Annotated in this window: 5 protein-coding genes; 2 read left to right on the top strand and 3 right to left on the bottom strand. The window is 42.5% G+C overall.

All coding sequences use genetic code 11. From position 1 onward, the window contains the following. The first annotated feature begins 219 nt into the window (after positions 1 to 219). Complete coding sequence (locus AC1MCB_RS16350) at positions 220 to 2,673, top strand: outer membrane beta-barrel protein (protein WP_479965785.1); 2,454 nt, start codon at positions 220 to 222, stop codon at positions 2,671 to 2,673. Between the two features lie 109 nt (positions 2,674 to 2,782). On the opposite strand, the gene AC1MCB_RS16345 is transcribed toward AC1MCB_RS16350, so the two are convergent. Then, complete coding sequence (locus tag AC1MCB_RS16345; protein ID WP_479965784.1) at positions 2,783 to 5,185, bottom strand: outer membrane beta-barrel protein; 2,403 nt, start codon at positions 5,183 to 5,185, stop codon at positions 2,783 to 2,785. 179 nt (positions 5,186 to 5,364) lie between these two features. Beyond that, positions 5,365 to 7,869: a M14 family metallopeptidase gene (locus AC1MCB_RS16340; RefSeq protein ID WP_479965783.1), complete on the bottom strand. Its 2,505-nt coding sequence runs from the start codon at positions 7,867 to 7,869 to the stop codon at positions 5,365 to 5,367. Positions 7,870 to 7,972: 103 nt separating this feature from the next. Between AC1MCB_RS16340 and AC1MCB_RS16335 the strand changes: the two genes are divergently transcribed. Next, the gene (locus tag AC1MCB_RS16335; RefSeq protein WP_479965782.1) at positions 7,973 to 9,292 is read left to right on the top strand and encodes a UDP-N-acetylmuramoyl-tripeptide--D-alanyl-D-alanine ligase; all 1,320 of its coding nucleotides are present in this window, start codon (positions 7,973 to 7,975) and stop codon (positions 9,290 to 9,292) included. Positions 9,293 to 9,745: 453 nt separating this feature from the next. On the opposite strand, the gene AC1MCB_RS16330 is transcribed toward AC1MCB_RS16335, so the two are convergent. Further along, positions 9,746 to 12,622 (bottom strand): TonB-dependent receptor, encoded by a 2,877-nt coding sequence (locus AC1MCB_RS16330; protein ID WP_479965781.1) that lies wholly within the window; start codon positions 12,620 to 12,622, stop codon positions 9,746 to 9,748. Positions 12,623 to 12,649: the final 27 nt, after the last annotated feature.

Here is a 12,649-nt window from a genome sequence, read left to right as displayed (position 1 = left end):
GGTTCGGCTAACAACCGAACCCTTAAAAAAACTTTTAACTATATGTAACCAACTCTACCGATAAGGCGTCTTACTAACATCTGCCGCGAGGCTGAAGACCGAACTGGTAAGATCCGCAATAAATAAACCAAACACAGCTAAAATAAGGGCTAAGGGCATTTTTGTACCTGACGGGGAAATCCTTTGCCTAAAACAGTAACCAAACATTAAAACCTAAAGATGAAAACAACTCATATTTTCGCCGCAATAGCAGCCTTGATGGGCACTTTGTTTCTGTGTGACAACAGAGAGGCGCAGGCACAAACTAAGCTAGCCGGGAGTAAAATAGCCGGTCAGGTTGTTGACGATCAGAAAAAACCACTTGACTTCGCAACGATTATACTGCTGAGAGATGTCGATTCTGTAATGGTAAAGACTTCATTAACCGATCAGGAAGGTAAGTACCTTTTTGAAAGCATTCCTGCGGGTAAGTATTTTATAACAGCATCAATGGTTGGTTATAAAAAGGTTAAAAGCAAGCCTTTCGCCTTGGATGCTCCAAATGCGGTAGTACAGGTCGAGCAACTTTCCGCCAGTATGGATTCCCGGAACCTGAAAGAAGTGAGCATTGTGGCTCAAAAACCTTTCATCGAGCGTAAGATGGACAAACTAATCGTCAACGTTGAAAACAGCAGTGTATCAGCAGGAAGTACCGCGATGGAAGTTTTGGAGAAAGCTCCCGGAGTGACGGTTGATAAAGACGATAACATTTCGATGAAAGGAAAACAGGGCGTGCTTATCATGCTTGACGGAAAACAAACTTACATGAGCTCTGCCGATGTAGCCAATATGCTTCGTAATATGCAAAGCAGTCAAATAGAATCTATTGAACTGATCACCAGCCCCTCGGCGCGGTATGATGCTGCCGGTACATCAGGAATTATCAATATTAAAACCAAGAAAAGCAAAAGCATGGGCTTAAACGGTACTTTAACCGCAGGTACAGGCTATGGACTGACCACAAAGTATTCCGGCGGCACAACCTTGAACTATCGCCAGGGAAAGATTAACGCGTTCGGAAATTACAACTACGCTAACAATGGCCGTCAGAATAGTTTAGATATGCGAAGGGAAGTAACCTACCAGGATACCATCACGGACTTTATCCAACTAAACGATTGGGATAACAGGCGGTTAAGCAACTCTTTTAAAACCGGTATGGACTTCTTCATCAATAAAAATCACACAGTTGGTATTTTGGCGAACGGCTATTTTAACCGCAATAAGGAGAACAGCAACAGTTTTACAAACCGCGTTAATAATTTCGACCAGACTGAGGACATTAAGATCATCGGAAGTAATACTGAAAAGTATCAAAACGTCGCCTATAACTTCAATTACAAGGGAACGCTGGATACATCCGGCAAGGAGCTATCCGTAGATTTAGACTACTCGAACTATAATAGCAGTCATGATGAATTGCGCGATAATTCTTATACCGCCACTAACCTAATTCCACGTGACCGCTTACTGGTTAAAAACTACTCACCCTCATCAATTGACGTGAAATCCGTAAAGGTTGATTACACACATCCTTTGAGCAAGACCAGTAAGTTTGAAACAGGACTTAAAAGCAGTGTTGTAAAAACCGACAATGACCTTTTGCTGGCAAAGCAACAGGGAAACAGCTGGATACCCGATCCTGATTATACAAACCGGTTCTTATATGACGAAACCATCAATGCTGCCTACCTGAATTTCAGTAAAGAATTCAAGAAGTTTGGCCTTCAATTGGGTCTCCGTGCTGAACAGACCTTCTCTAAGGGGAATTCAATCACTAAGAATGAGATCGTTAAAAGAAATTACCTTGAGTTGTTCCCAAGTCTATCGTTATCTCATACGATCAACAAAAATAATCAGCTGGGCTTCTCCTACAGCCGTCGTATTGACCGCCCGGGATACGATGATCTAAACCCCTTCCTGAACTTTCTGGATGAATATACTTTCAAGAAGGGCAACCCTTATCTGAACCCACAGTTTACCAGCTCGTTTGATCTGTCACATACTTATAAGGGAGGTATCACTACTACATTAAATTATAGCCATACCGTTGATGCAATGACCACGGTTACCGAGCAGGAAGATGAAACATTGAAGACTTTTGCAATAGAACGCAACCTGGACGAACAAACCATCTACGGGGTTACCTTGTACGCACCTGTACCAGTTCAGAAGTGGTGGAACGTTAATAATAACCTGCAAGTATTCCACATGAGCTTTAAATCTGAGTCGGAAAATGGTGACCTCGACGCCGGTCAGCTGGCCATGACGTACAACATGGATCATACATTTACACTCAATAAGACGTTTACCGCCGAGCTTTCAGCCCAGTATCAATCGCCGCTACAGTATGGTGTCTTTAAGATTGAATCTCAGCTTGTAATGAACGCAGGCCTTCGTAAATCATTTATGAACAGTAAAATGAATATCCGTTTGTCTATGAACGACTTGTTTAATTCACGCACTCAGCGTTTATCAACAACTTATCAGAATATGAACCTGAACTTTAAAGAAAAAGGAGAAAGCCAGATTGGCCGACTTACATTGTCATACCGCTTTGGTAAAAATGAAGTAAAGGCTGCCAGACGCCGCTCAACAGGGCTGGAAGACGAGGCCAACCGCATGAAGAACTAAGTTTTTGATTATGATTGATTGAGGCGCTGGGAAGGAAACTAACCAGCGCTTTTTTATTTACAGCAATCGTTTGCTAGCACTTAGCCAAATGTATAGGGAAGAAGCTGAACTAACTTCCAATCCGCTGCTGTTCGGTTTCTGATCCTGTATCTCTTTTGCGGACTCCTTTTACTGTACGCCTCCCAAATAAATAAACGAAGCTAACCTGTCCAAGCATCGAATCCCGCTTATCAACAGACAGTAAGTTTAAGGCCTGATAGGTCGACGTATATCGATTAATAGACGTATTGAACAGATCAGAAATGCGAAGTCTAACCGTAGCATTTTTATTGAGAAAGCTTTTTGCTATGGCGGCATCTACGCTATAGGCAGCTTTGTAGTTGTATATTCCATATATGGTCGGACTTTCATACTTACCATTAATTTCAGCAGAAAAATTATTCTTGAATTTCATTGACTGCAAAGCACTGACAATAAACGAGGGACTGGTATTCTCGTAATCACCGACGGAAGATTGAGTAGTATACTTCTCGTACATCGACTGAAGATTTAAGTCTAAATCCCACCAATTCAATAAAGTTACCGGAGCATTTATTTCCAGGCCATACATAAACTGTCTGTCGATATTACGGCTGATTATTGTATTAACATGTGTCAGGTCATTTTGCTCGTTTATATCAAGCATCAGATCATCGACGATCTTAGTTCTCAACGTAGTTGAAAATCTGCTTTTATAAACATGAGTAATTTCAGCGATACGTGTAAATTCTGGTTTGAGATAGGGATTGCCGGACCGGTAGCTATACTGATCCAGGTAAGCCACGAATGGATTCAGGTTATCATATCCTGGCCGGGTGACGCGGCGGCTATAAGAAAAAAGAATCTTGTTATTGTCGTTCAGCTTTTGACTAAACTGCAGGTTCGGGAAAAAATTAAGATAATCGCGTTTAGTAATGTGTCCGGATGTTAAAGAATTACCTTCAGAAATAGTCTTTTCAGTGCGCAACCCAATTGCAAGACTCGAGTTTTTAAAATCGATACTATAGTTTAGGTATCCGGCGGAGATTTGTTCGTCAATTAAGAAGTGATTGGTGAAGCTATCGTCCGGATAATAGATATCAGAACGAATACGGCCAAAGTCAAGCCGGCTATCGCCCTTTACACGACTTCTCTGGACTCCTAATTCTAATTTGGACCTCTTAGTAAGCGAAACATTATAATCTACCTTAAAGGACTGCACATCATATTCTGAAGGCGAGCTATTTTTAAGAAGCTGACTTTCCCTGTAGGCATTATTACTGACATCAAGAAAATCATTAGTTAAAAGCTCAGTAGAACTGCGCTGGTAAGAAATATAGTCCCAATCAAAAGATATATCACCTGCTTTTTTTCCTAAGGCGCCCTTGTAATTAAAATTGAGCACGATGTTTTCCAGGCCTCTTGTCTGATCAGAGTTTGTACGTATTGTTGAATCGAGTGTGTTTCGATTAAAAATACTGGAATTGTTGATTTTACCGATCTCCAGCCGATTATCTGATCCACTCACCATCATCCCCATCACATGATTTGGTGCCAGATCTATGTCGGCACCTGCGCGATAACTGTTAGCCAGCCGACGGCTCAGGCTCTGGTAATTGACATCAATGGCAGTCCGCAAGCTATTATTGATATCCCGTTCAACCAATATATCGCGATCCTGGCTAACATCACCATAAGTATAGTTTCCGAATACACTTATAAACTTACTCCGGAAATTTAAATTAAGACCTGAGCCAACCCTAAAATTCGGCTCACCGTCTTCATTTTTTAGGCTCAGTCCGGAATTGGCGTTAAAGCTGCCATTGGCACCAAACTGTTTATTCTTCTTAGTCTTAATATTGATTATCGAACCGCTGCCTGTGGCTTCAAATTTTGCCGAAGGATTACTAATTAGTTCTATCTGGTCGATCTCGGTACCTTGCATACTTTTAAGTATGTCATTCAGCGCCTGACCTTCCATAAACGTTTGCTTACCGTTCACTAAAACTAAGACATTCTGCTTACCATTTAACCGTATTCGCTCCTCTGCATCCATTTGAACTCCGGGAGCAACCTGCAGGATATCAAAAACTGAATTGCTTGATGACAGAATGCTATTCTCAACATTTAGCACCACTTTTCCAGGTTTCAGTTCAATAAAGTTCTTCTGCTCTATAATGCTGACTTCCTTCAGTGTGGTAGAAGCCGGAGCTAACTGGAGTTTACCGACGTTAAGTGGTTTGTTCTTTTGGTTTACGGAGAAGGGTCCATAAAATAGGGGCTGAAACCCAACAGAGGTTATCCGCAAAAGATACTTGCCGTCCATTATAGTAGTGAAGCTAAACCGACCTCGCTTATCGCTTATTTCAATCTTTATGACAGATGAGTCCGCAGCTGCCAGTAAACAAACAGCACTGCCATCAGCGGCTTTTTGCTCCTGATTAATAACGACACCAGCAAGTACAGCAGGTGCTTTATCCTGTGCAGAGAGCATAAAATGAACAAGTAGTAGACTAAAAAAAAGAAAGACCTCTTTAGAACCGCGCCACAAGCAACAATAAAAGCACTTCAAATTGTGAGTTATAAAAATGCAATATAGTAACACAATTGCTACACTTAACAATTATTTATCTTTGAATTAATTTGGATAAAATCCCATATGGAAGATTCGTTTTAGTGCCCTACCATAAAAACCGCATTACTAAACATCAGCTTTCCATTCTCCCAAAAACTGCGGAATAAAAGATCATCAGTAAGATATACGACAGAGCCCCTTCCCATTTCCTGAACGCCGAATAGCATGCCATCTACCAACTTTTTCTTCGTCTTTAAGCCTGCAAACCCGGTTACGTAATTATTCTTCTTTAAAACACCTACGTTCCAGTCGCCTTCAAGGTATTCATAAACCTGATCATCACGTTTTAGAGTATAATAATGATCCGGATAGCCGAAGGCTAAGGGATGTGTGTTATCTAAGTTCACCTTGTAAATGGCACCCGGGATGCTATTATTCAACTCATCACGCTCCCGGTTTTCGTAACTTTTAATATTGAGGTAAGGATCCTTATTCTTTTCATCCTTTTTTTCTTCTTCCTTGACTTTTAAACTAAAACCTTTTTTACCTGCAAGCTGGGCAACAGCTCCCTCCATAGCAATAAGCTTCCCTCCGGCCTGAATCCAGCTCTGCATCTGTTCATTGCCAAAATCTTCATAATTACCATCGGCAAAGATTAATACATCGAATTCACTCCAATTGATTCGGCTCAAATCCTGGGTTCTAACAATAGATAGCGGATAAGCAATCTGCTGTTCAAAGAAATGCCATACCTCACCCACGGCCAGTGACGATGTACCATCGCCGGCAACTAAACCTACTTTAGGCTTCTTTATGTAACGTATCTTATCCGATCCCAAATCAGCCCCTTTGTCAACAAAAGCTGATGATAGCGCCTGTAAGGTCACTTCTGATGCTTTGGCGATTCCGGCAATTCGCAAATCAAAATCTTTTACATTTTCATTGGAGGTCCGGGCGATGATCAATGATCCGGCGTTGAAACGTTTGCCTCCACTTTCGAAAGGAATTTCAGAATACCGAACCTTAATATTACTTTTCAACAGCTCAGCTAAGAATTTCACATCCGCAGCAGCATTCCAGTTAGCAATATAAGCAACCGGCTTACCCCCAGATTGGTTAACAACCGGGGGAATCTCTAAAGTCTCATTTTGTGGTTTAATATTCTCCCTGGTGGCATATGCTTGCAGCCCATAAGCATAGGGTAATGCCCAAGCCGTAATATCGTAGGTCGCAGAATCAGAGACAAAGGTTTTAGGCTCAAACAAAACCTTAAGCATGACCGATTTAGGCTGATAAGCGTTGATAACCATGTCCGTCTTAGCCACGGTAAAGTTTTCGTTTTTTCCCGTGAGGTAGTTAAATCCCGAACCTCCTTTCGCTGCTCCATAACCAAACTCTATTCCATTACCTTTTAGCAGTGTGGCCAGGGTTTTCAATTTTTCGGGGTTATCACTCTTGATAACATATGTTTTGTATTCTCCGGCAGGGCTTGCCTTGCTGTTAACGAAATAAGCTTTAAATTCGGTTATAGACTTCGTAGAATTCTGAGAAGTTGCTTCGATAGTTGATAATCCCGTAGTATGGTGATGGTCTATACGGTTCTTTAAAGTCAGTGTGTCTCCCTCCTCATTTATTACCGCTAAACCTGCCCGCCCGGATCCTCCTTGCTCATAAGTCATGCCTATGGAACCATTATACGTGGGGTAAGTATCCCCATATGACGGGTATAACAGGTCAAATCGCTCGCGGGTAAAAAACATCCAGCCATTTTCATCAAAATAACGAGCATTGTTCTTCCCGATTATTGTTTGAAACTCACGTTGCCACTTCGTAATGTCCTGGTGAAAGGGTTCAGCAGCTGGCGCAAAATAATACGGTTCATTAATACCTTGCTCGTGAAAATCTACATGCACCTGGGGAAGCCATTGATTATATACCGCAACGCGCTGTTGCGTTTCAAGCTGTGATTGCCAGGCCCAGTCACGGTTTAGGTCAAAGTAGTAGTGATTTGCCCTTCCTCCCGGCCATGGTTCCATATGCTCACGCGAAACAGGCATCGGGTCGGGAGATATACTTTTTACGGAATTATAAAAACTAACATAACGTTCACGTCCATCAGGGTTTAAACAAGGGTCGATAACAACGACGGTATTTTGTAACCATGCTTTGGTCTTACTATTAGCCGGATCAACAAGATCAAACAAGGTTTGCATCGATGACTCAGTCGAAACCGACTCGTTACCATGAACATTATAACTCAACCACACAATCGCCGGTTGATTAGTTAGCCCTGAACCACTTTCCATACCGGCAAGCCGCAAGTTATTTTTACGGATACTTTCCAGCTGCGCTATGTTCTGTGAGGAGGAAATAAAAGCCAGCATTAAAGGCCGGCCTTCATACGTTTTGCCATATGATTTCAACTGCATGACATCTTTTGAAGCTGCAGCCACGTAATTAAAATAATCAACTACCTTGTGATGAGGAGTGAACTGATCGCCTAGTTTATATCCCAGGAAATCTGATGGTGATTGAATTTTTTGGGCAGAAGCGCAAAAAATACTGATGAAAAAATAGGCTAAAAAAAGTAATGGTCTTCTCATGGGCTCTAATCTAAAACAAATTTCTTTTTTAACTATGACATATACTTCAAGCTTTCTTTCGTACATGTTAAATATTTCTGAAAACCTTGTTTAATATTGCACGATGAACGTCGAATCTCTTTATCAGCAGTATCTCCAAAGTGGTGCAGTGTGTACCGATACCCGGCAGATAACTAAGGGCTGCATTTTCTTTGCCTTAAAGGGCGATAATTTTGACGGCAATGCTTTCGCCTGGAAAGCATTGGAGGATGGCGCTAAATGGGCAGTAGTCGATGATCCTTCAGTAGTTGTTGATGATCGCTATCTTCTTACAGCCAATGTACTAGATGCGTTACAGGATCTGGCTCTTCATCATCGCAGACAATTTGATATCCCCTTTATCGCTATCACCGGCACAAACGGGAAAACAACAACTAAGGAACTTTTATATTCGGTTCTATCACAACATTGCAAAACATACGCTACAACCGGTAATCTGAATAATCACATCGGAGTTCCGATAACCATCCTGTCCATACCCTTATCATGCGAAATAGCGATCATTGAAATGGGTGCTAATCATCAAAAAGAAATCGCCGCTTTATGCAATATTGCGGAGCCCACCCATGGACTGATTACCAATGTTGGAAAGGCCCATCTGGAAGGCTTTGGTAGTTTTGAAGGTGTAAAAATAGCGAAGGGCGAACTTTACGAATATCTTGCGAAGAATAATGGAATCGCCTTTATAAACAGTGATAACCGTCACCTTGTTGACATGAGCCGTGATCGAAACGTTCAAAACATAGTTAATTACGGCGACACCGCTGATAATTATGTCTCTGGAGCATTAGCGGAAGCATCGCCATTCCTATCAGTCGCCTGGCATCGTGAGGGCCTTGAGATTGATGATCAAACCCATATTGCTAAATCAAACCTTACCGGAGCATACAATTTGGAGAATGTATTGGCAGCTATCTGTATCGGCAGTTTCTTTAGGCTATCTGCTGATCAGATCAATCGGGGAATTGAGGTATACCATCCTGCAAACAACCGGTCTCAGATAACGAAGACCGATAATAATACATTAATCTGTGATTTTTACAACGCTAACCCAAGCAGTATGAAGGTTGCCCTCGACAACCTTAAGAGCGCGGGAGAAGAACAGAAAGCCTTCATTCTAGGCGACATGTTTGAGCTGGGCAAGGAAGCCGAAGAAGAACACCGGTTGGTGGTGGAAGAAGCGATGAGCGTGGAGGCGCAACGGACCATTTTTGTGGGTGAAGAGTTCTACAAATTAAAAGATCAGACTCCTGGTAATGCGGAATTTTATCGCACAACTACGGAAGCTTACGATGCACTTAAAGCTAACTCACTGAAAGGTTTCCTTGTGCTGATCAAAGGATCCAGGGGAATGAAACTGGAAACACTTACCGGGATTTTATAATACAAATAGCTCGTCCTTAACCGCGAAGAGTTCCTTTTTCTTCTCCTATCTGTGTTTTCTGTGAATTCCATCTAACAAGTCAGAACCATCGCTGCACAAGATCCTTCTCAGGCTGAAGGCCTGACATAGCAAAGCTTGGGACATCATCCCAGGCTAAAGAAAGCCCGTTACTTAATCAGCCTATAGGGCGTACACAGATATCCGTTAGAGGGTGCCCTGTGTTCGCCCTTCAGGCTAAGGCTCTTAACTCATGACCAATTGGGGGCGTTGCCCCCGGTTCTGATGTAAAAGCCCTTTAGGCTTCTTCGATAATCTTAAAGTTAGCAGTCCTTGTTTTATCATTCTCCATGATTTTGGGAATTCTGTGGCGAAAAGCCTTCCAATCAAAATCACCAGCGTCAAACAATAACCCCGGTCTTTTAATCAACCGGGGTTATCCACTATTCAAAACTTTTAAAGTCTGTAGGATAGCTTCCCAAAAACATATCTTCCATTGTACCCAAACTGAGGAACCGCGCGGCTGTATAGAAACCGGCCGTTCGAGGTATTATCCCTACTTCCGGTATAGTTGGTAGCTGGATCACCACTCAGGTTGTTTTCATTATTTCGAGGATCGATATAAGCCTTATCGGGATAAATATCAAACAGGTTGTTTACTCCCACGGCTATGTTAATCTCTTTCCGGATACTATAATTGACAGTGAGATCTGTAATCCATTTGGAGGAATAAGCCTGATCCAGCTGCAAGGGAAGATTTGCGGTGGCCGGATCTACAGGATTTAAAGAGGTTACTTCCCCGAAACGAACTGCCCTTACTAATACGCCGTAATTCTTACTGGTATAATTACCGCTAAGCGTATACTTATTTTTAGGAACAGAGGTTTCAAAACGAGACCGTTCCAGGCGGTCGAATAACCTTGCCTTTAAGACCGGATCACTTTCAATTTTAGCAGAACCCTGAACCTGTTCAACATTCGTGTCATTAAAGTTTGCGGCGGCCGTTAAGTTGAGCCTGTCACCGGATGTACCGATATCAAAACGGTCGCTTATAACCACATCTAAACCTTTAGTTTTTGTACTGATTGCATTTGTAAAAAATTGAACGCTGTTTATCACTCCGTTTGGATCAACGGTATTTAGTATCCGGTTGACGGTGCCAGCAGGGTTTTGATTACCGCTTGCATCGCGTTCGCGGGTATACTGACTTGAAAAAACAATACGGTCATCAATATTCAATTGGTATGCATCAACTGTAAAGGTCAGATTCTCAGCCAACTTCCCTGCCAGTCCGATGCTATAGGAATGCGAGATCTCTGGCTTTAGAGATCCAACCCCAAACTGACTAACTACTGTATTGTCATTATTGACCGTGAGCACCTGGGTAGGCAGGCCCTGAACGAATTGTGTGCTTTCATTATTAAAGTAGCGCTGATGCAATGAAGGAGCGCGGAAACCGGATGCAACCGCTCCGCGAAGTGCCAGGTCACCAATCAGTTTTACGCGGCCCGTAAATTTGTAGGAAAAGTTATTCCCGAAATCACTATAGTTCTCGTACCTGCCCGCTGCGCTTAATAATAACCTTGGACCAAACTCGCCTTCAACGTCAAGATAAGCGCCTGTGTTATTCCTTGACCGGCTTAATGCGTTAGCTGGTGTAAAACCGGGAAACACCTGGGCGCCCGCAGCGGTGAAAGAAGTACCGATCATCCGACCGGGGATATTCTTAGATGGCTGACCAAAAGAATAGGATAATTCTTCTCCGGGTTTGATCTCGTAATCATCAATGCGGTGCTCAGCCCCAAAAGCTACGTTGACAGAGCTGATGTCGGTACCAACGGCAAATTTCCTGACGATATCAAGGTTGGTTGTATTTTGTGTAAACTTAAGTTTGCCTGCGTAGAATTCGGTCGGACTCGTTCCGAGAGGAAGCGAAGCATTTAAGGTATTTATTATATCAAAGCGAATGGAATTCTGGCCTAATGCATTGCTGATATCATAATTCCACTTACCCAGCATGCCTTTTATACCAACAGTTCCAGATATATCATTGATATCAGTGGTTATTAATGGCAAAAAGCCATTTGGATAAATCGTGAGGTCAACTTGAGAAGCTTGAGAAGGCAGGCGGTAAAAACCTGCAGCTTCCCCGGTTTTATTCGTGAAACCATGGTTTATATATAGTTCGGCAGTTGAACCTACCTTATATTTTCCGTTTAAGAAATACCCCAGATTCTTAGATTCCGAATTTCCCACCCGCATGTTATTCCTGTCAAGACCTTCAGCTTGGGCTTTCGCATCATCAACTGCCTTCAAACTTGCGTACCGTGCCTGGAAATCCTGTTCAGTTTCTCCGGCACCTTTTGACGGAAGTGAGGTGTATAGTAACGGACGTGTATCCAGACCTCCCCGGTTTGTTGCACCTCTGGAAAGGTATTGAGCTCCAAATGCTAAAAAGCCGTTATTACGCAGATTGAAACCCTTACTTAAATCGACCTGGAATGTTTTCCCGTCGTCGAAATGACGGCCTAATGCATTTGATGCCGTCTGTCCGTAAGTAGTAGAAACGCTTAACGGTGAATTCTCTTTCAGAATAATATTTATTACGCCCGCTATGGCGTCAGAACCATATTGTGCAGCAGCTCCATCACGTAAAACCTCAATCCGGTCGATAGCAGCAACAGGTATAGAATTCATATCTGTTCCTACTGTTCCGCGGCCAAACGTACCGTTTATATTTACCAGTGCTGTTGTATGTCGTCTTTTGCCATTAACCAGCACCAACACCTGGTCAGGTCCCAATCCTCTTAATGAGGCTGGATCAATATGGTCAGTACCGTCAGATACTGTCTGACGGTTAGAACTAAATGATGGAGCTACATAATTTAAGATCTGCGTAACATCTGTTTGAGCGAAGTTTTTTACATCACGCGCCGAAATCACGTCTACAGGCACAGCGGTTTCAATATTTGTTCTTGGAACAGTTGAACGGGAGCCTACTACAATTACTTCGTTTAACGAAGATTCTGAGACCCTCATAGTGAAGTTGCGCTCAATGGTTCCATTCCCTATTTGAATCGATTCATTTAAGGTTTCGTGCCCTAAAAATGAAATACGAAGCTGATATGTTCCTGAGGAAGGGAATTTCAGAGCGTATTCTCCGTTGGCATCTGTTGATGTTCCCAGAGTTAAACCCTGAACTTGCAGGTTAACGCCCTGCAGGCCCCTGCCAGTGTCGTCAACAACTTTACCTCTTAAACCCTGGGCATAAAGCAATGAGCTGCAAAGGCAAAATGCTAGAATTAGCAAGCCTTTAGTGTAGAGTTTTTTCATAATTAATGAATTTAATTCCAATTTAAT

This window comes from Daejeonella sp. AP26 (assembly GCF_056680515.1).
The sequence above is the reverse complement of the archived record's forward strand: the minus strand, read 5'-3'. Positions and strand labels throughout refer to the sequence as shown.